Source organism: Agrobacterium sp. lyk4-40-TYG-31 (genome assembly GCF_030209855.1).
GTDB classification, from domain to species: domain Bacteria; phylum Pseudomonadota; class Alphaproteobacteria; order Rhizobiales; family Rhizobiaceae; genus Agrobacterium; species Agrobacterium vaccinii.
In genome coordinates this window covers 17,201-36,846 of the sequence record NZ_JARVRE010000012.1, presented here as the reverse complement: position 1 = coordinate 36,846, position 19,646 = coordinate 17,201, and the positions used below count along the sequence as shown (strand labels likewise).

Below are 19,646 nucleotides of genomic sequence, written 5' to 3'. Positions count from 1 at the left end.
GAACACAAAAAACCCGCCAGGCATAAGCCAGGCGGGTTGGGCAAACATCGGTCTGCTCAGCTACGTTTGGAGCGCCAGCTGTCCGCGTAATTCTCACGCGCCTCACGTGCATAAGGTGTCGGTGAAACGCGAACGCGGATCTTGGCCTGTTTGTGAGGCGTTTCGATCGAAGTCTTTCCAGACCCGCCATCCGGCTCGCCCCAGACCAGAGTCAGGATATCACCCACCTCGACATCGGCATTGACGACGCCGAGAGACAGCATGCAGCGCTCGTTATAGGAATAGCCGTTGAACATCGACATGCCCACATGCTTACCAGACTCATCCAGAACAAGGTCTGCGCTGGTGGAGGCATAATTGGCGACGGGAAAATCGATCCACTTGTAATTGTCCTCGCCGGGACGGAAAGCGGAAGCGATGACGTCGATCACGTCCTCCGCATTCCATTCGAACGTCACCTTCTTGCGGTGTGGCTGCCCCCTTTGTTTTTCCAGCGCGGCCTTGCCGATGAAATCGTCCTTCTTCCAGCCGATATAGAAGTCATAACCGAGTTCGAACGGGGTGAGATAATAATCCTCGATATTGTCCGACACGAAGCTGCCGCCGATGGCGCCATTCGCCTCATAGGAATCGACGCCCAGCCACTCGCGATAGGCCTGCAACATGCCGTCGCCCGTATAGATTCCCGGCAGTGGCGAGGGAATCCAGCCGGATTCCAGCGTGTTGGTGGAATAGGCGCGGCTACCGCAGCGGACGAGGTCGACCTCAGCTTCCTTTGCCGCATCAAGTATGCAGGCCAGAACGTAACTCTTGTCCTCATAGGGACCCCAGATTTCCAGACCCGGCGCGCCCGACATGCCATGACGCAGAGCCTTGACCTTTTTGGAGCCGACATTGATCCAGTCAACATGGAAGAACTTGATATCCGGCACGGGACCACGGTTCAGCTTCTCGAAAATCTTCGGCGCATCGGGCCCCTGTATCTGGTAGCGATAATGCGTGCGCAGCACCCGTTCGCCTTCCGGGCGCGATGTCGAGCGCGGATCGTGCTTGAGGCGGACATTCCATTTTCCATAGGCAGCACAAAACATCAGCCAGTTGGATGTCGGTGCGCGCCCGACGAGATGAACTTGTCCTGCCGTTCACGAAAGATGATGTGATCGCCGATGACGTGCCCGTTCGGTGTGACCGGCACGAAATGCTTGGCGCGATTGAGATCGAAATTCGAGAAAGAGTTGATACCGTGGTGGCTCAGAAATTTCTCGGCATCCGGCCCTTCGACCGTCAGTTCATCCATGTGATGCGACTGATCGAACAACACCGCAGAGTGACGCCACGCCGCCTGCTCCGTTCGCCAGTTGCTGAATTCAGGGGTGACGACGGGGTATACATATATCCCGCTTTGGGAATTTCTCAAACGTCCGACGATATCGGGATTGTCGTTCAAGATATCATTCAGGCTGGTGTTGGGCATATCCTGTCCTCCTCAAGACATCAACGAGATGTATACATTAAGGACGATGAAGCGGCTGGATGCAAGCGCCGATTTGGCACCAGCAACGTATTAGCGATGGATGATGGCAAGGCCTGGAATTTTTGCGAGAAGGTCCGGCTCTTCATCGAAGATGTAGTCGAGATTGGAACGGGCGGTGCGGGCATGCTCACGCGCGATCGCTTCGGCGCGCGCCCCTTCTCGTGCCGCAATGGCGCGGACGAGTTCATGATGCTGCGACTGCGCAAACCGCAGGGAGCGCCAGAATGCGGAAATCCTCGAGCGGTTTGGCACGAAAGCCGAGGGTGAGGCAAAGGGGAGCGAGCTTGCCCGCTCAACCTCGCGACGGATGACATCGCTCGCTGCAAGGCCTGCAAGCTGCTGGTGAAACAGGGCGTTGAGTTCGGCGTAGGCATCGAAATCAACGTCCTCCTGCTCCTCTCCGAAGCAGGCATCAAGCTTTACGAGCGTAGCTTTGATGTGGTCGAGCGCCGCAGCCTCCACGCCCCGCTCCGCAGCCAACCGCACGGCGGTGCCTTCCATCACGCCACGCAACTCTATGGAGTCGATAACGTCGGCATAGACAAAGCGGCGCACCACGAAGCCACCATTCGGCAGGCGGTCCAGCAGGCCCTCCTCACAGAGCCGCGACAGGGCGTCTCGGATCGGGGTGCGGGAGATGTCGAGCTTTTCCGCAAGGGACACTTCGAACAACCGCATACCCCCGTGAAGCTCACCGCTGAAGATTTTCTCACGCAGTTCGATGACAGCCCGCCGCCCATGCGTTGCAGTATCGCTCGTTTTCATGTTGTAACCGCCTACACCCGGAATTGCTGCAAAAAGAATATCAGCAGGACCGGGAATATGCATGTCGAAATGTATTCATGGCAACGTCAAATTCCGGCTGCTCGCCAAACTGAAACTTCACTTGTGAGATATCGCGTTCATGTATACATTTTCAACATTCTTGGAGGAGCATCGATGGCCTTGCTGAGTTTTGGGAAGAAGGCGAGTGACCTGCCGGATCAAACGCGGTCTGGCACGGATTGTCCCTTTAACGCATGGTCCATCGAGGTCATGCCTCGAACGGCGGCCAAGATCGATGACTTCAAAGCGCTGCTTCCTGTGGGCACGCGCGTCTACATCGCCCACATCGCAGGAACAGCCATTGATGACATGGTGAAGACGGCACGACGCGTACAGGCCGATGGCTTCACGGCGATGCCGCATTTTCCCGCGCGCAGCATTCCCGATCTTGCCACGCTGGAAAACTGGATCAGGCGTTACCGCGACGAAGCGGGAGTGACGGAAGCGCTGCTTCTGGGCGGTGGCGAGGCCAGGCCTGCCGGTAATATGAGCAGTTCGATCGACCTTATCGAAAGCGGCCTGTTCGACCGGCACGGCTTCAAGCGTCTGCATGTGGCAGGTCACCCAGAGGGCAGCCGGGATATCGACAAGGACGGCACGACGACAGAGGTGGATGCCGCGCTGGCCTGGAAAAACGCGTTCTCCGAGCGGACCGATGCCAAGATGGCCATCGTCACGCAATTCGGATTCGACGCGAAAATCGTGACCGATTGGGCGGAGCGCATTCAACGTGCCGGGATAACCCTGCCGATCCATGTCGGCATTGCCGGTCCGGCCAAGTTGCAGACGCTGATCAAATTTGCGATCTCCTGCGGTGTTGGGCCATCTCTCAAAGTTTTGCAAAAACGCGCGATGGACATCAGCCGCCTGCTGACGCCGTACGAGCCGACGGAATTCGTTTCAGCACTGTCGCACTACAAGATGCAAAACCCTGGCACGCTGATCGAGCAACTGCATCTCTTTCCGCTCGGTGGGATCGCCACCGGGGCGGACTGGATGACCCGCAACCTCGGCAACCAGACCCAAAAACGTACGGGCTGACCACGCATCCGTCAGGCTGGCGCGGTGCCCAGATAGCTCTCCATCAGTGCCGGATTGTGCGCAAGTTCCGAGGCCGGGCCGGAGAGCTTCACCTCACCCAGCTCCATCAGGTAACCGAAATCGGCAATGTCTAGAGCGGCGCGTGCATTCTGCTCTACCAGCAGAACGGACACACCGCTGTCGCGCAGTTCCGAAACGATCTTCAAGATGTCCGCGACAATGCGCGGCGCAAGGCCAAGGCTTGGCTCATCCAGCAGCAGCAAGCGTGGCCTGCTCATCAGTGCGCGCGCCAAGGCCAGCATCTGACGCTCACCGCCGGATAGCGTTCCAGCCAGTTGCTTGCGGCGCTCGGCAAGCCGAGGGAATCGGTCGTAGAGTTGTGCACTGGTTTCAGCCCGCTCCTGACGTGACCGCAAGAAGCCGCCAAGCTCGATATTGTCTTCGACCGACATGGTGGAAAACAGTTCGCGACGTTCCGGCACGAGGCAAAAGCCAGCCGCGACCCGTGCTTCGACAGAGGGAGGCACTGGCTTACCATCGTAAAGCACCGTGCCTGTACTTGGAATGATGCCCATGGCCGCGTTGAGAAGTGTCGTCTTTCCTGCGCCATTGGCGCCGATGACCGTGACGATGCTGCCCGCCTGCATGGCCAGCGACACGCCCTGCACCACTTCCGCATGACCATAGGAGACGCGCAGATCTTTGATTTCCAGCAGATGTCCGCTCATGCTGTCCCTCCCAGATAGGCTGCGATGACAGCTGGATGATTGCGCACCTCCTGCGGCTTGCCATCGGCGATCAGCGTGCCGAAATCCAGAACGACCAATTGATCGACAAGCCCCATGACGAAGCCCATGTCGTGCTCGACAAGCAACACGCTGACGCCCTCTTCGCGCAATTTTTTCAGCAGTGCGGCCAGCTCCTGCTTTTCGGCATGGCGAAGCCCTGCCGCGGGTTCATCCAGCAAGAGAAGCGCTGGATCTGCCGCAAGCGCACGGGCGATTTCGAGAATGCGGATCTGACCGAGTGCCAGATCGCCCGCCGGGCGGTGCATGAGGCTGGCAAGGCCAACGCGCTCGACTTGCCGTGCGGCCTCAGCCAGCAATGTCGCCTCTTGCGCCCGTTCTGCCCGCAGGAAGCTGCGCAGCACGCCTGCCGATCCGCGCAGATGCGCGCCGAGCGCGACATTTTCCAACACCGACATATCTGGCAGCACCTTGGCATGCTGGAAGGTGCGGGCTATGCCGAAGCGAGCGATCTTGCGCGGGTTAAGGCCAGAGATGGACTGTCCGCGATAAGTGACAGTGCCCGACGTCAGACCCAAAATGCCGGTGATAAGGTTGAAAGTCGTGCTTTTACCCGCGCCGTTGGGACCGATCAGGCCGACGATTTCGCCCGCATTGATGCGGAAGCTGACATCATTGACGGCGACCAGGCCACCGAACTGCTTGCGCGCCTTCTCAACGCTCAGAAGCGGCGCTCCACGCTCTGGCATGGGGCGGCGATCAAGCTCGGTATCGGCCTGCGGCAGACGCCGCTCCCGTTTGCGCGAAGACGTCGCCCATTTGGACACGAGCGGCCAGAGCCCCTCGCGGGCGACCTGCAGGATGGCAACCAGCAGCAGGCCGAAGACCACCATTTCCACGTTGGTCGCAGTGCCGACGAGCCCAGGGAGAATCCGTTGCAAGACCTCTTTCAACACAAGGATCAGGGCCGAGCCGAAGATTGCGCCCCATACATGTCCGGCACCGCCGACAACGGCCATCAGCAGATATTCGATACCCATATTAAGGCCGAATGGTGTGGGGTTAACCGAGCGCTGCATGTGCGCGTAGAGCCAGCCGGAGAGAGCGGCCAGTACGCCCGCAAAGACGAACACCGTCAGCTTAGCGCGCACGATATTGACCCCAAAGGCTTCCGCCGCCTGCGCGCCCCCACGCAACGCTCGGATGCCACGACCGACACGGGAATCCAGCAGATTGACAGCCCCGATGGAGACGAGAATGACGAAGGTCCAGATGACGTAATAGATCGACTGACTGCTGAGAAAAGCATAACCGCCGACGGAAAGAGGCGGAATGGCCGTGATGCCGTCATAGCTTCCCAGCACTTCCATTTTGCCGAAGAGATAATAGAGCGCCAGCCCCCAGGCGATTGTGCCGAGCGGCAGAAAATGGCCGGAAAGGCGCACTGTGATGAAGCCTAGCAGGAGCGCCATAGCCGCACCCATCAACAGCGATAGCGGCAATGTCAGCCAAGGGGAAATGCCATAGGCCGTGGTCAGCACAGCCGTGGTATAGGCCCCAAAGCCGCAGAATGCCGCTTGTCCGAAGGACGTCAATCCGCCGACGCCAGTGAGGAGAACCAGACCGATGGCGACAAGCGATGCAAGGCCGATATTGTTCATCAGTGTCAGCCAAAACGGCGGCACCGGAAGCAGCGGAAACACGGCGAGAACGAGCAGGCCAATGAGCGGAAGTGCCGTTAGAGCGCGACGGTTCATCATCAATCCTCCTCATGGTGTCCGGCACCGAAGGACAGCCAGACCAGCACGGGTATGATCAGACCGAACACGATGACTTCCTTGTAGGCGCTGGCAAAAAACGAGGAGAAGGCCTCGACCAGCCCAACGCCGAGCGCGGCGATGGCCGTCAGCGGGAAATTACCGAGCCCGCCGAGAATGGCCGCCACGAAGCCCTTGAGGCCGATGAGGAAGCCGGTGTCGTAATAAATGGTGGTGACGGGCGCGATCAGCACGCCGGAGACCGCGCCGATAATAGCGGCCAGCACCAGCGCCGTGACCCCGGTCAACTGTGTCCTGACGCCCACGAGCCTTGCGCCCAGCCGGTTGACGGCGGTTGCGCGTAGGGCCTTTCCCAGCAGTGTTTTTTCGAAGAACAAATAGAGCCCGACGATGATCAGGATCGTGATGCCGTAAATCCACAGGCTCTGCGTGGTTATAACCAGCGACCCCAGCAGAAAACTGCCCTCTGCCAGCGGCTTGGCGCGCAACCCTTCAGGGCCGAAGAAGATCAGCCCGAGGCCCATCATAAACAGATGCACGCCAAGCGACGCGATCAGCAGCAGCAGCACCGATGCATCGACAAGCGGACGGTAGACGATACGATAGATATAATAGCCCATGGGCGCGATGATGATGACTGCGAGAGCAGCCCTTAGTATCGCGGGCAGCTGAAGCGGCGCCACCAGCGCAACGAGGCCATAGATGGCGACCGGCAGGGCGATATTGATGAGCAGCGCCTGCACGAGAGATGTCAGACGCATGGCGTGGCGCAGATCCCAAAGATCAAGCACCATGGCGGCAACGCCAAAGGCGATCAGCATGGGGGCGGTGCCAGGTATCTGGCCGTTATCGAGAAGTGCGAGAGACAGTGCGCCATAGGCCACGAACTCACCCTGCGGAATGAAGATGATGCGCGTCACCGCAAAGACCAGAACCAGCGCCAGCCCCAACAGCGCATAAATTGCGCCATTGGTGATGCCATCCTGAATCAGAAAGGTTGCAATCGTGGCGTCCACGGCATTTCCCCATTCCATTGATATTGACGGTCTGCCTGCGGCTTCCAGAGCGCTACGATCCCTGGTTGGGTCGCAGCACTCTGATATTCGGAAGCACTATTTCAGCAGGTTGAACTTGCCGTCCTTGACTGTCAGCAACACCACACCCCGATCATCGAGGCCGTAGTGATCGGTTGCCGAGAACTGAAAGACGCCGTGCGTGGCCGGAAACGGACCACTCGTTTCGATCGCGTCGCGCAACGCATCCCGGAACTCCTTGGTGCCGGGCTTTGCCTTAGCAAGCGCGACAGGCACGGCCTTCTTCAGGATGATCATGGCGTCCTGCATGTGGGAGCCAAACTGGGTGCGCGTACCCGCACCGTATTTGCCCTCATAGGCCTTCACATAGGCAAGGCCTTCCGCCTTGGTTTCCGATGTATCCGGCTGCTCCTCAGCCACCATGACGGGGCCGGAAGCGAAAACGGTGTTTTCAGCGCTTTTGCCTGCGATGCGCAGGAAATCGAAGGTGACGGCACCGATGGTCTGGTAGATGGGGCCGGTGAAGCCACGCTCACGCAGACCCAGTTGCGGAAGCGCTGCACCGGTGCCCGAAGCGCCGATCAGAACCGCATCCGGCCTTGCAGCCACGACCTTTAGAACCTGACCTGCTACGGAAGTGTCGGGACGCGCGTAGCGTTCATCCGCCACCATCTTCAGTCCATATTCGCCACCTAGCTTCTTGAACTGATCGACCCATTGATTGCCGTAGGAGTCTGAGAAACCGATATAGCCGAGCGTCTTGACGCCATCCGCCTTCATCTTCGCAAAGAGGTGGCGCGACACGAGTTCTGCACTTTGCGGCAGCACGAAGCTCCAGTTCTTGGCCACTGGCGGCGGCAGAGGTGATGGTGCAAGATGCGGTACACCTGCTTCGGCGGCCACTCCTGCGACAGCGATGGCACCCGGCACCAGCGCCGAGCCGATGATCACATCAGCCTTGTCGTCATTGGCGAAGCGGCGGGCATTGGTGGTGGCAAGAGACGGATCACCGGCATCGTCGAGCAGAATGACGCGGACTTTCTCGCCGCCGATTTCGGTCGGCCAAAGCTCGACGGAATTCTTCAATGGAATACCGAGTGCCGCACCCGGGCCGGTGGTGGGTATGGTGACGCCAATGGTTATATCGGCAAAGGCCGGAAGCGTTGAAAGCGTAAACGCAACGCTCGCCAGGGCGGCAAGTCTGGTCAAAGAATGTCTCATGTCGTTCCTCCCGTTAACATGCTGATATGAATGGTTTTGATGCGTAGGCTGGGCGTTGATCGCCATCTTCCGGCAAGCGCAGGGAAAGCCAGGCGTCGACCGCCTCCCATGCCGTGCGCATATAGCGGTCCGCATGATAAAAAGCGGTCTCGGGCTCTGCCGAGAGCGCAGTCATCTTCGCGCTCATCGCCAGAAATTTTTCGAGCGCTTTTTCTGCCGCTTGTGTGGCAGATGTCGCAGCGGCCTGCTGGATATCTCGCCGCACCAGTGTTTCGAAGGCGGCAAGACCGCGTCCTTCATCACGCCACAGCCTGCGGGTAAGAAAATCGAGCGCCTGCATGCCTGTCGTTCCCTCGTAGATCGACATGATACGGCTGTCGCGCAGATACTGCTCCAGCGGCCACTCACGCGTATAGCCAGCACCGCCCAGAACCTGAATGGCGCGGCTGGCGGTATCGAAACCAATCTCCGCACCGAAATTCTTCACGAGTGGCAAAAACCAGGCAGCGAAATCCGCGAAGAAGGCACGCGTCTGCGCGGTGTCGGAGAGCCTGGCCAAATCCATCGCGGCAGCCTGTTCCAGAACGGCAGCGCGCAGGATTTCCGTCTGATGACCGAGAACGACAAGCTGTCGCTTCACATCGGGATGGGTAGCGATGGCGACAGGCTTTTCATTCGCCGCGCCGCCCTGCCGCCGCTCCAGCGCATAGGCGTGGGCGATATCCGATGCGGCTGATGCGATGCCCAACCCCTGACAACCGGTGGAAAGCCGCATGCGCTCGATCATGGTGAAAAGCTGTTGCAGGCCATGGCCTTCCTGACCCAGAAGAACGGCATTCGAACCATCGAACCGTAGCACGCAGGTGGGTGAGCCGTGCAGGCCCATCTTCTCTTCGATCCGCTCCACGGTGATGCCGTTGCGCAGATCGTTCAGATGATCGGGCACCAGAAACAGGCTGAGCCCCTTCGTTCCCGGCTGGTCGCCGGTTCGGGCCAGAAGGCAGTGACCGATGCGAGATGTGATGTCGTGATCACCGAAGGATATCCAGCATTTGGTGCCGGTAACCTGCCAGCCTTCATCCGTGAGAACGGCGCGCGTACGGATACGCCCGACATCAGAGCCCGCATCGGGTTCTGAAATGCAGATGGTAGCGGACCAGTCTCCGGCAATCAGGTGTCCGATCCATTCTGCTGCCGTTTCTTCGTCCGCGACCTGCGCCAAGAGAAAGGCGGCGGCGCGCGACGAGCCAACCAGCATCATTAGCGATACGCAGGCACGCTCGAATAGCGAAGCGCATGCCGCTTGCAACGTTTGCGGAAGGCCTTGCCCGCCGAAAGCTTCCGGTAGGTCCATGCCCAACCAGCCTGCTTCGCAAAAACGACGATAGGCGTCCGCAAAGCCCGATGGCGTTTTCACTCGTCCATCGATCAGCCTGCACCCTTCCCGGTCGCCGAGACTGTTCAGCGGCGCGAGAACGGTCTGGGCAAAGCTAGCCGCTTCAAAGAGAATGGCGGAGACGGTGCTATCGTCAAGCTCAGCGGAAACCGCACGAATGTCCTGCCAGCCGGGCGTCTTGCCCAGCAGCGTCATCGTTCTTTCCACCTGCTGTTCGAAGCCCGCCATCTCGCCTACCTCGGCTGCATACGAATGGCGCCGTCCAGCCGGATGACCTCGCCGTTCACATAGCGGTTTTCGATGAGATAGCGCACCGTATCGGCAAATTCCGCCGGGTCCCCCAGCCGGGCCGGATAGGGAATGGCTGCGGCGAGGCTGTCCTGCGTTTCCTGCGGCAGACCGTGCAGCAGAGGGGTCAGAAACAATCCAGGCGCGATGGTGTTGACGCGAATACCGAAACGGGAAAGCTCGCGTGCGGCAGGCAGCGCCAAGGAGACGATGCCACCTTTCGACGCCGCATAGGCAACCTGCCCGATTTGCCCTTCGAAAGCGGCAACAGAGGCCGTGTTGACGATGACGCCCCGCGCCTTGTCGTCACGCTCCGGCGCCTTTGCCATATGGGCGGATGCCAGCCGCATCATGTTAAAGGTGCCGATCAGGTTCACGTTGATGACACTTTGAAAGGCTGCAAGCGGCATCGGCCCCTCGCGGCCCAGAATGCGGGCGGCGGGACCGATACCGGCGCAATTCACCAGAATACGCAGGCCATCACCAGCCTGCGCGGCCTGCGCGAAAAGATTTTCCGCGTCGGTCTCGCTCGTCACATCACCGGCAACCGCCACGCCGCCAATCTCGCCTGCCACCTTGGCGGCGGCATCCGCGTTGCGATCAAACACATGGACGATCGCGCCTCTGGAAGCGAGAAGACGGGCCACCGCCTCTCCCAGACCGGAACCACCGCCTGTGACGACGGCGCTTGAGCCTTCGATCTTCATGCTGCCATGTCCTTTCCAACCGTGATCACGTCAGGCGAAGCGAGGTAAAGCTGCTCCACAAGATCCTTGCGCAGCGACAGCATGGCGCGCTGGTTGAGAGAGCCCTTGTCGGTGATCTCCCCCTTGTCGAGACGTGGTGCTTCCCGGATGACGAGCAGCCGCGCAACCCGTGTTGCCGAGCCTGTGGCGCGCCTCTGGTGGCGCTGCAAGGCAGCGGCCAGTGAATCGCGAACCAACGGATGCGCCAGAACATCGTCATCCGTCATGTCTGTATTGGCGGCGCCGACCAGCTCCCGCAACGGCGGCATCGACGCGATGACCAGAGCACCGAGTTCTTCGCGATTTTCCCCTGTGATGACGGCATCGCGGATCAAGCCGCCGAAATCGTCCACCAGTGTCGCGCGCAGCTTGCCCACCGAGACCCACGTGCCGGTCTGGAGCTTGAAGTTCTCTGCGGTGCGGCCATCGAAGTAAAAGCCATGTGAGGGATCATCCTGCTGGGCGAAACGCACGGCGTCACCAATCTGGTAGAAGCCTTCCTCATCGAACGCTTTAGCCGTCAGCTCCGGGCTGCGCCAGTAACCGGGGGTGATGTTGGGGCCCTTCAGACGCAGCTCGTATTTCTCGTCGAAGGGCACAAGCTTCATTTCCATGCCCTGCGCGGGAATGCCGATATTGCCCGGCTGCTCCTGCGGATCCGTGCAATAAAGCGAGAACGGACCAGTTTCCGTGGCACCGAGGCCCGTGCCGAGTGGGACGCGGGTGCCTATGGTCTGCTCGGCAAGAACATTGAGTGCATCCCAGGTATGTTGGGCCATTCCGGCTCCGGCATACATCATCAGCTTCATGTTTATGAAAAAGCTTTCGCGCAAGGCGACGTCGTTGCGCATGGCCTGCACCAGCATTTCGTAACCCGCCGGTACGTTGAAGTACCAAGTGGGCGAGATCTCACGGAGATTGGCAATGGTTTTACCGATCATCTGGGGAGATGGTTTGCCGTGATCCACGTAATAGGTGCCGCCATTATAGATGGCGTTGTTGAACAGCTTGTTGCCGCCCGCCGTGTGGTTCCACGGACTCCAGTTGACGATGACAGGCGGCTCATCGCGCAGGAAGGCGTAACAATCAGCAATCATTTCCTGATTGGAACACAACATGCGTTGCGTCTGGATGACCGCTTTCGGGGAGCCAGTGGTACCGGAGGTGAACAAAAACTTCGCGATCGTATCGGGACCGGTCGCCGCAAAGGCTTCGTCCACCGAAGCAGTTGCGACGGTCTCCAGAAAATCTGCGAAGACATATGTATTGGCGCGGCCTGATGGCGGGTTACGCAGCACCACGACGGGCATATCCTGCCCGAAAGCATAGTCGACCGCATCCATGAACCGATTGCCATCTTCCACGAAAACAAGGCCGGGCGTGACCTGTTCTGCAATCTCCCGCAGCTTCTCGAACTGACCGGCGAAGGCCGCGTAGCTGGGCGACACCGCCGCTGAGGGAATACCAACATGCTGGGCACCCAGCGCCAGAAGACCATGTGTCACGGAGTTTTCGGCCAGAATGACTAGTGGACGTTCGACGCTCAAGCCGATGTCCAGAAGCGATTGGCCGATGCGCCTGACGCTATCGACCGCATCGTGATAGGTCACCCGGCGCCAGCCATCGCCATCGCGCTCTGCCATCCACACCCGATCAGGCGCGACGGCTGCCCAATGAAGCAGCTTCTCATTCATCTTGTCCGGGTACAGGTCAAGCGGATCGTCCCGCCAGACCTTAATCGAGCCGTCGCCATCCTTGCGCCAGCTGATCTCTGGCGTCCAGAATTTTACGCGTCGAATTGCGCTCTCGTTCATGACTCCTCCCAGACGTCAGTCGCGTGATGTGGGGAGTTGAGCTTTGTCATCTTCCCCTGAATTTTGTTTACAAGGAAACAATCTATCTGTAAACAATCAAATCACAACTATCTGGATTTGTAGCGTGCGGGAGGCTTCTACCGATGAGCGATCATCAGCAACCGGATTTCGTGACCTATGAGCTGCGCGACAACATAGCGCTGGTTGGCCTGAACCGACCCGCAAAGCGCAACGCCATCAGCGATGCATTCGTAGAGACGATCGCACGCGCTGTGGAGCGCGCACAGAACGAGGCTAAAGCCGCCGTTCTGTTCGGGCACGGCGATCATTTCTGCGCCGGTCTCGATCTGGCCGAACATGTGAAGAAGACACCGATAGAAGGCGTCCGTGGCTCCCGCCGCTGGCATGCGGTGTTTGCCGGTATCGAGCATGGCACGATCCCCTGGTTTTCAGCGCTGCACGGCGCCGTCATAGGCGGTGGTCTGGAGCTTGCTGCATCGACCCATGTGCGGGTCGCGGACAAGACTGCCTTCTTTGCCCTGCCGGAAGGGCAGCGCGGCATTTTCGTTGGCGGCGGCGGCTCGGTGCGTGTGGCGCGCCTGACCGGCGTTGCCCGTATGACCGACATGATGCTGACGGGCCGCGTGGCGGCAGCGGACGAAGCGGAGCGCTGGAACCTCGCGCAATACGTGGTTGACGCAGGCACGGCGGTCGAAAAGGCCGTTGAGCTTGCCCAAAAAGCGGCGAGCAATGCAGAAATTTCCAATTACGCCGTCATAAACGCCTTGCCGCGCATTCAGGATATGGCAAAGGAAGATGGCCTTTTCGTCGAATCCTTCATTTCTTCGTTTACGGCAACAAGCCCGGAAGCAGAGGAACGGCTGCGGGCATTTCTGGAAAAGCGGGTCGCCAAGGTAAAAGCACCCGGCGCGGCCTAGTTCTCGCGGCGCAGACCCCAAGGATGAGAGATGGACACGCTGGTTCGCACCCCTGAAAACGTCAATCTGGAGCGGTTGAACGCAGCGCCGGGCTTCATGCTACGGTTGGCCCAGTTGCGGGTCTATGAGCAGTTCTTCTCCGAGGTCGGCGAGCGCGGGCTGAAACCGGGGGAGTTTTCGGTTCTCTGGGTTATCAGAAACAATCCGGGAATACGGCAAAGTATTCTGGGTCAGAGCCTGATGATCAAGCGCGCCCATATGACCAAGCTCATTCGTGCGCTGGAAGACCAGGGGCTGCTGTCGCGCCGGGTACCGGACGAGGACCGCCGCGCCGTGGAACTGACGCTGACGGAAAAGGGCGAAAGGGAAGCGGAGACCGCATCCGAGTGGTTCTTTGCCTATGAGGAGGGCGTCGGTGCTGCCTTAAGCGACACGGAACGGCAGCAACTGCTGGTACTTCTGCGGAAATTTATCGGTATCTGAAAGAGTTTTTCACGGGAGGAAAATCATGAACATCGATGAGCTTGTCGCCATCGACGTGCACACGCACGCCGAAGAGCCATGCGGTTGCCAGCGCGACGACGGATATCATGAGTTTCAGGCAGGCATGGCGCGCTATTTCAGAAATCCGGCTGGCGCGCAGGGCATGTTACCAACGGTTCAGGAAACCGCGACCTATTATCGGGAACGTAAGATCGGCTGCGTGATCTTTCCCGTGGATGCCGAACGCGAAACCGGCTTCCGACGCTACGACAATGAAGAGGTTGCCAAGATAGCTGCCGAAAACAGCGACATCATGATCCCCTTCGCCTCCATCGACCCTGCCAAGGGCAAGACCGGGGCGCGGGAGGCACGGCGGCTGGTGCGGGAATTCGGCGTGAAGGGCTTCAAATTTCACCCGACGATGCAGGGTTTTTACCCCAATGACCGCATGGCCTACCCGCTTTACGAAGCCATTCAAGAGGAAGGAGCGATAGCCCTGTTCCATACGGGGCAAACGGGTGTCGGCGCTGGTCTTCGTGGTGGCATGAGCATGCGGCTGAAATATTCGAACCCCATTCATCTCGATGATGTGGCGGTGGACTTTCCCGACATGCCGATCATCATGGCGCATCCCTCTTTTCCATGGCAGGAAGAGGCGCTGGCCGTGGCGACCCACAAGCCGAATGTCTACATAGACATGTCCGGCTGGTCTCCGAAATACTTCCCGCCTATTCTGGTGCAGTACGCCAACACGTTGCTGAAACATAAGATGCTGTTCGGCTCCGACTGGCCAGCGATCACGCCGGATCGCTGGTTGGCCGATTTCGAAAAGATCGAAATCCGTGACGAGGTGCGCCCGCTGATCCTCAAGGAAAACGCGCGCAAGCTGTTCAAGCTTTAAGCGTCCGGCATAGGGCCGACATAACGGGATTGGGGGCGGATCAGTTTGCCGACCTCATCCTGCTCTAGCACATGCGCGGTCCACCCCGCCATGCGGCCTGCTGCAAACACATTGGTGAAGCTTTCGCGCGGGAAACCGACCGCTTCCAGAACCAGCGCGGTGTAGAATTCGACATTGGTTTGCAGCGGCCGCAGCGGCTTCTTTTCCGCCAGCAGCGCCAGTGCCTCCTCCTCGACGGCCTCGGCAAAACCGATGCGTCCGCCGCTGTCACGCAGGGCGGCAACCGCCTTCTTCAACACATTGGCACGCGGATCGCGAACGCGATAGATATACGAGCCCCGTAAAGTTCTCGAAGAGTTTGGCACAATCATCCCTGATGACGTCGAAATTCGCGTCAGCGACTCGACCGCCATCCAGCGTTACCTAGTTCTTCCGATGCGCCCTACGGGCGCAGACGACCTCGACGAGGAGAAGCTCGCCGACCTCGTCACTCGGGACGCGATGATCGGAGTCATTCAGATCAAGCCCCAACTCCAGGAACCAGTGACATGACAGGTAGCGAACAGCTTTTAACGCGCCTCCCAAACGATATCGGTGGCCTCGAAGCTCCCAAGATCGAACAGGTCGACCACGAGCTTCTACCTTGGGAGAAACGCTGCCATGCGTTGGCGGACGTGTTGGACTTCCACAAGATCATAAACACAGAAGAGAAACGCCGCGGCGTTGAATCCTTAGGCGCAGAAATGGTGGGTAGGCTCACCTACTACGAGCGTTGGATCGCGGCTTTTGCGAACATCGCATTTCAGAAAAAATTACTCACTCCAGAAAAACTCGCAGTGAGGATGGCCGAAGTGGAGGCGAGATGGAGGGAACACATCTGAGGCTGGTCGGGACGAATGTGCCTCGCTGCTTCGTCGAGAGCGACAAAGGCGCTTCGCTTGCCCGTCGAGCGATTGCAGAGTTCCTCGGCACCGCCCTACTGATGTTGGCGGTAGTGGGATCCACCCTCCATGAAAGCTCTTCTGCCTTGTCTTCGGGTATGGCCGTCTCGGCCAGCCTTATAGGGCTGATCCTGGCATTTGGAACCGTTTCCGGTGGGCATTTCAATCCGACGATTACAATTATGCAGTGGTCGCAAGGCATTCGTGGAACGGACTGCACAGTCTGGTATGTGATAGCTCAGGTCGGGGGCGCGCTCACAGGAGCTATTCTCACAGACCTGATCTTCGAAATACCTATCGACTGGCCTAGGTTCGACGCTCCCACTTTGCCTTATCTGGCGAGTGAAGCAGTCGCCTCGTTCGCTCTGATGACCATTGTGTTCTGCTGTACGCGGAGTGCTAGCAAGCTCATTGGACCTTTCGCGGTTGGACTTTGGCTTCTCGCTGCCATCGTCTCGACGCCCACGGGATCTATCGCCAACCCGGCCGTCGCGATCGCACTGCTTGCATCACCTGCCGAGCAGTCGGTTTTCGCAGTTATTACGTTTGTAGTTGTGCAACTCGCGGCAGGCCGCCTCGCAATACAAGCGGTTTCGTTTATCTACCCTGACGAGGGCGCTCGCCAGTGTCGGTGCATGCAAGCTCCGCGGATCGTAGGCCTCATATTAAGGAACCATCCTACGCCGATCGCGCTTACCAATGCTGGAGTTTGAAGGAAGGTAGCACCGAATTGGTCGAAGCTAGGGTACGCGTCATCGATCTCGAAACAGGAGGCAATGGCCCGAACGACGTTTGCGAGATCGGCTGGCAGGATGTCGTCATCGACCCAACTGGAAAGTGGAAGGTTACCGATGAACGCGGGGCGCTCTTCGTCAACCCTGGCCGCCCAATTTCACCCGACACGATGGCAATTCATCATATCCTGGATGTCCAAGTCGCGGATGCTCCCTTCTGGAAGGAAATCGCATCAACGGTTCTTCGTCCACCCGGCCGAATCGACGCCTTGGCAGCTCATCGAGCCGCTTTCGAACAACGGTACTGTACGCCTCGGTTTACAGGCGGAACGCCCTGGATCTGTACCTGGAAGTGTGTGCTGCGTGTCTGGCCGGAGCTTCCGCGGTTTTCCAACCAGATGCTGCGTTATCAACGAATGCCCACCGGACTGGTGCATGAAATCGGCCTCCCAGCGCATAGGGCGATGCCCGACGCCTACGTTACGGCTCATCACCTCCGAGACATGTTGAACCAAACCTCGCTTGACGACTGCCTGACGTGGAGCAACGAACCGGGACTTCTACCGCGCATACCTGCCGGACCAGATCGGGGAAAACCCTGGGGTCGCATCAGCATCGAGGCGCTGAACGCGTTCATCGCAGATCGGGATGTGGACGTGCGCTTCAGCGCAAAGACAGAACTGGCTCGGCGGATTGAGGACAAGCCGTCTCAGGATGAGAAACCGGTACAAGGGATGCTTGGATTCGAATGAGCAAGACGTATCTGGACACGCCCGATGGTCGTTACTTCGTCGTAAAAGGACGGCTGTGGCGGCGCAGTAATCCTGCACTCGATGAACTCACCCGTGCGGCACTGGTCAAGGATTTGATGGCGGCACGCCGGGCAGTTCGCGACGCATCGGCAGGCTCACCAGCGATGGTCGAAGCTCGAGAGAAAGTGGATGCGGCCAAGGTTGGGCTTGGTGAACGCGGCCCCGTCTGGTGGGATGACGGGGCACCGGATTTCAACCGATATCTGGCTAGAAACACTCCATACGCAGCGTGGTTTGCAAAGTTGGAAATGGAATGAGATGTTATGGCGACCTTTAAACATCCTGCATGACGCAGCAGTTTGGAAAAAGAAAACACCCTTTCTAGGAATGATGAATTTCGTTGGTCAGCCACGCAGGCCAGTCGCGCTCAAAGAAGGATTTGGCGCTTTCATCGAAAACGCGGTTGGATTTCGTGGTCACCACAAAGTCTGAACCACGTTTTTTGACCACGATCTGCTCGTTCTTTTGGTGATCGCGCTCATTTCGAAAGCGATATTCGTTGAGAGGACCATGGCGAGTTGTCGGCAGTGCCTCGCCATTCGCATCACATATGGCGCGCGCCCCCCGACTCCCTCCACCATGGCTGATAAAGAAATCAAGCGCCGCCAGAACGGCCTCCGAGGCGGTTGCCATCTGCTGCCACTGGATTGCCCGTGACGCCTCGCCCGGTCGGTCGATAGAAATACCGTGCGTGCGGATCCGGGCATTCAGAATTTTTGCGTCGGCCAATGCCGCCCGCACGCTTTGTGCATCGCAGATGATCCCTGCTTTGTCGCTCATGCGCGCCTGGACCTCCGCTCGGATTGCCGCCATGTCCAGAGACCCTTGTGCCACCAGGGCACGCAGCAAATGCCCGACTGCCTCACCGACATTTGCGTCGATTTTGACGTCGTTATTTCCTTTCGCCCACCCAGTCGCAGCAATGTGTTCGGCAGCCCTTGTTCCAAACACCTGACCTGCGTTGAGAGCCGCGCCGCCGGGTCTCGTCACGCCATGCGTTCCAGCCGCCTCACCTATGGCGTAGCAACCCTTCAGATTGGTTTGCCCCCAGATATCGACCATCACACCGCCGTTCATGTGCTGATTGTTGACGGCGAACTCCAACGGAGCGGTTGCGATGTCGATCTTGTAGCGTCGGTAAAGTTCGATCGCGAGCGGGTTCATGCGCTGCAGGCGCGCGATGGGAAGGTCCTGCGAAGCCCCTGCCTTGCCAAGATAGTGGCGGACGTCGTCATCAAGCCTTTCAAGATGGAAGGGTTCGTCGCCGGGCACCGGAAGCGGATTCCGGTTGAAATCCATGAAGACTCGACGTCCGGCCATGGTCTCGCGATACACCGCCAGATCGACGAGGCTCGACGCGAAATCCAGCATCCGTGTGGAATGAAAAGGCCATTGATAGCCCTTGCGGAATATGTTGGACGCCAGCTCCTGCGTCGTCCGGTAGTATTCCCCCAGGAAATGGTGTTCATAGCCGTCAGAATCGACGGAATAGATATGCGGCATGCTCTGGACATATGTGCCGGAAAGGTTCCACGGAAACCCTTCGCGGCGCGTTCCGATACCGAACTGGCTTTCCGTCAGATTGACAAGTTCGATGCCAGCCTCAAGGGCAAGACCCAACGAGCCAAAGCATCCATTTGGATAGACACTGTCGCGATAGAGTTCACCGGGGCCGCCAGCCGCCAGCACCACCACCGGACACACAAACAAGGCCATACCCATCGGGTTGCTGTCCGTCCTTTCACCAGCGCGCATTGTAAGGAGGCCAGCCACCGTCTCGTGGCCATCTTGTTCGCTTTTCAGAATTCGCACGGCGGTCGTCTGGTTGAAGATGGGAACGCCGAGCCGTATCGCTTCATCCGCCAGAACCTTGACCATAAGCCGGGAGGTTCGCGGGCCGCAACTGGTGGCGCGGCCAACCTCATCGTGATCCGTCTGATATCTCAACGTTCCGCCAAACCGGTCCTGCGGAAGAGGAAGACCAAGATATTGCAACGACGCCATCATGCGCGATGAACCCACAGCCTCGATATAGGCGGTATCCTCATCCATGGCTCCGCCGCTGCGGATGGCATGTGCCATGGCCTTGTAATTGTCACCCTGATCGGAGGTGTTGGCGGTGTGGAGAGTTTGCTTGTCGGAGCCTGAGCAGGCAGACGTTCCTCCCCATGCGCTTTGACTGATAACGACGACATCGTCACCACGCCTCTTGAGCTCGACGGCAGACCGCAACCCGGCAGCGCCGGAACCGACGATGACACACCCTGCCCTATAAACAGGAACATCGATCCCCGAAAGGCTGACAGTCTCCAACGACCTCGTCTCCGGAGGAAGGCGCGGCATGTCGACGTCGGTGAGTGCATCGAGTATAGGCTGTGGAATATCGAGCTTCATTGCCGTATCAAATCCCATGG

The 19,646-nt window shown here is 58.9% G+C and carries 17 protein-coding genes and 3 pseudogenes; 9 read left to right on the top strand and 11 right to left on the bottom strand.

The features are described from left to right. Window positions 1–56: 56 nt before the first annotated feature. Both ligM and QRN55_RS20685 read right to left on the bottom strand, forming a co-directional pair. Window positions 57–1,474: pseudogene (gene ligM, locus QRN55_RS20690) on the bottom strand (vanillate/3-O-methylgallate O-demethylase). Between the two features lie 90 nt (window positions 1,475–1,564). Further along, window positions 1,565–2,299, bottom strand: coding sequence for a GntR family transcriptional regulator (locus QRN55_RS20685; RefSeq protein ID WP_284778126.1), 735 nt, complete (start codon window positions 2,297–2,299; stop codon window positions 1,565–1,567). A gap of 174 nt (window positions 2,300–2,473) precedes the next feature. Here QRN55_RS20685 and QRN55_RS20680 point away from each other — a divergent pair, with 174 nt between their 5' ends. Then, window positions 2,474–3,400 carry a methylenetetrahydrofolate reductase gene (locus QRN55_RS20680; protein ID WP_284778125.1) on the top strand — a complete coding sequence of 309 codons (927 nt, stop codon included), beginning with the start codon at window positions 2,474–2,476 and terminating at the stop codon, window positions 3,398–3,400. Between the two features lie 11 nt (window positions 3,401–3,411). Here QRN55_RS20680 and QRN55_RS20675 read toward each other — a convergent pair whose 3' ends face one another. From QRN55_RS20675 to QRN55_RS20645, 7 genes are all read right to left on the bottom strand, one after another. Continuing rightward, window positions 3,412–4,128 (bottom strand): ABC transporter ATP-binding protein, encoded by a 717-nt coding sequence (locus tag QRN55_RS20675; RefSeq protein WP_284778124.1) that lies wholly within the window; start codon window positions 4,126–4,128, stop codon window positions 3,412–3,414. Continuing rightward, complete coding sequence (locus QRN55_RS20670; protein WP_284778123.1) at window positions 4,125–5,903, bottom strand: branched-chain amino acid ABC transporter ATP-binding protein/permease; 1,779 nt, start codon at window positions 5,901–5,903, stop codon at window positions 4,125–4,127. The genes QRN55_RS20675 and QRN55_RS20670 overlap by 4 nt, the downstream gene beginning before the upstream one ends. 2 nt (window positions 5,904–5,905) lie before the next feature. Beyond that, on the bottom strand, window positions 5,906–6,940 hold the full coding sequence (locus QRN55_RS20665; protein WP_284778122.1) for a branched-chain amino acid ABC transporter permease: 1,035 nt from the start codon (window positions 6,938–6,940) through the stop codon (window positions 5,906–5,908). A 96-nt stretch (window positions 6,941–7,036) separates the two neighbouring features. Further along, the gene (locus QRN55_RS20660; protein WP_284778121.1) at window positions 7,037–8,179 is read right to left on the bottom strand and encodes an ABC transporter substrate-binding protein; all 1,143 of its coding nucleotides are present in this window, start codon (window positions 8,177–8,179) and stop codon (window positions 7,037–7,039) included. Window positions 8,180–8,192: 13 nt separating this feature from the next. Beyond that, window positions 8,193–9,803: an acyl-CoA dehydrogenase family protein gene (locus tag QRN55_RS20655; RefSeq protein WP_284778120.1), complete on the bottom strand. Its 1,611-nt coding sequence runs from the start codon at window positions 9,801–9,803 to the stop codon at window positions 8,193–8,195. 5 nt (window positions 9,804–9,808) lie between these two features. Further along, a complete protein-coding gene (locus QRN55_RS20650; RefSeq protein ID WP_284778119.1) occupies window positions 9,809–10,570 on the bottom strand; it encodes an SDR family NAD(P)-dependent oxidoreductase in 762 nt (253 codons plus the stop codon). Next, on the bottom strand, window positions 10,567–12,423 hold the full coding sequence (locus tag QRN55_RS20645; RefSeq protein WP_284778118.1) for a feruloyl-CoA synthase: 1,857 nt from the start codon (window positions 12,421–12,423) through the stop codon (window positions 10,567–10,569). Before QRN55_RS20645 ends, QRN55_RS20650 begins: the two co-directional genes overlap by 4 nt. A 143-nt stretch (window positions 12,424–12,566) precedes the next feature. Here QRN55_RS20645 and QRN55_RS20640 point away from each other — a divergent pair, with 143 nt between their 5' ends. From QRN55_RS20640 to QRN55_RS20630, 3 genes are read left to right on the top strand one after another with little or no spacing between them, the layout of a single operon-like run. Further along, window positions 12,567–13,361, top strand: a complete 795-nt coding sequence (locus tag QRN55_RS20640) for a crotonase/enoyl-CoA hydratase family protein (protein WP_284778117.1) — start codon at window positions 12,567–12,569, stop codon at window positions 13,359–13,361. A gap of 30 nt (window positions 13,362–13,391) precedes the next feature. Continuing rightward, window positions 13,392–13,844, top strand: coding sequence for a MarR family winged helix-turn-helix transcriptional regulator (locus QRN55_RS20635; RefSeq protein ID WP_284778116.1), 453 nt, complete (start codon window positions 13,392–13,394; stop codon window positions 13,842–13,844). Between the two features lie 25 nt (window positions 13,845–13,869). After that, window positions 13,870–14,745 (top strand): amidohydrolase family protein, encoded by an 876-nt coding sequence (locus tag QRN55_RS20630; protein WP_112501553.1) that lies wholly within the window; start codon window positions 13,870–13,872, stop codon window positions 14,743–14,745. Here the strand turns inward: QRN55_RS20630 and QRN55_RS20625 are convergent. Next, a pseudogene (locus tag QRN55_RS20625) lies at window positions 14,742–15,083 on the bottom strand (citrate/2-methylcitrate synthase); the annotation flags it as partial. The gene QRN55_RS20630 and the pseudogene QRN55_RS20625 sit on opposite strands and share 4 nt — an antisense overlap. On the opposite strand from QRN55_RS20625, the pseudogene QRN55_RS20620 reads away from it, so the two are divergent. The 5 genes and pseudogenes from QRN55_RS20620 to QRN55_RS20600 form a co-directional block, all read left to right on the top strand. After that, a pseudogene (locus tag QRN55_RS20620) lies at window positions 15,073–15,297 on the top strand (nitrile hydratase subunit alpha); the annotation flags it as partial. The pseudogenes QRN55_RS20625 and QRN55_RS20620 overlap by 11 nt on opposite strands. Continuing rightward, window positions 15,294–15,626 carry an SH3-like domain-containing protein gene (locus QRN55_RS20615; protein ID WP_284778115.1) on the top strand — a complete coding sequence of 111 codons (333 nt, stop codon included), beginning with the start codon at window positions 15,294–15,296 and terminating at the stop codon, window positions 15,624–15,626. The pseudogene QRN55_RS20620 and the gene QRN55_RS20615, both read left to right, overlap by 4 nt. After that, a complete protein-coding gene (locus QRN55_RS20610) occupies window positions 15,608–16,399 on the top strand; it encodes an aquaporin (protein WP_284778114.1) in 792 nt (263 codons plus the stop codon). Before QRN55_RS20615 ends, QRN55_RS20610 begins: the two co-directional genes overlap by 19 nt. Beyond that, complete coding sequence (locus QRN55_RS20605) at window positions 16,312–17,172, top strand: DNA polymerase III subunit epsilon (RefSeq protein ID WP_284778113.1); 861 nt, start codon at window positions 16,312–16,314, stop codon at window positions 17,170–17,172. Before QRN55_RS20610 ends, QRN55_RS20605 begins: the two co-directional genes overlap by 88 nt. Next, window positions 17,169–17,489 carry a hypothetical protein gene (locus tag QRN55_RS20600; RefSeq protein WP_284778112.1) on the top strand — a complete coding sequence of 107 codons (321 nt, stop codon included), beginning with the start codon at window positions 17,169–17,171 and terminating at the stop codon, window positions 17,487–17,489. Before QRN55_RS20605 ends, QRN55_RS20600 begins: the two co-directional genes overlap by 4 nt. Window positions 17,490–17,553: 64 nt before the next feature. Here QRN55_RS20600 and QRN55_RS20595 read toward each other — a convergent pair whose 3' ends face one another. Further along, the gene (locus QRN55_RS20595; protein ID WP_284778200.1) at window positions 17,554–19,626 is read right to left on the bottom strand and encodes an FAD-dependent oxidoreductase; all 2,073 of its coding nucleotides are present in this window, start codon (window positions 19,624–19,626) and stop codon (window positions 17,554–17,556) included. Window positions 19,627–19,646: the final 20 nt, after the last annotated feature.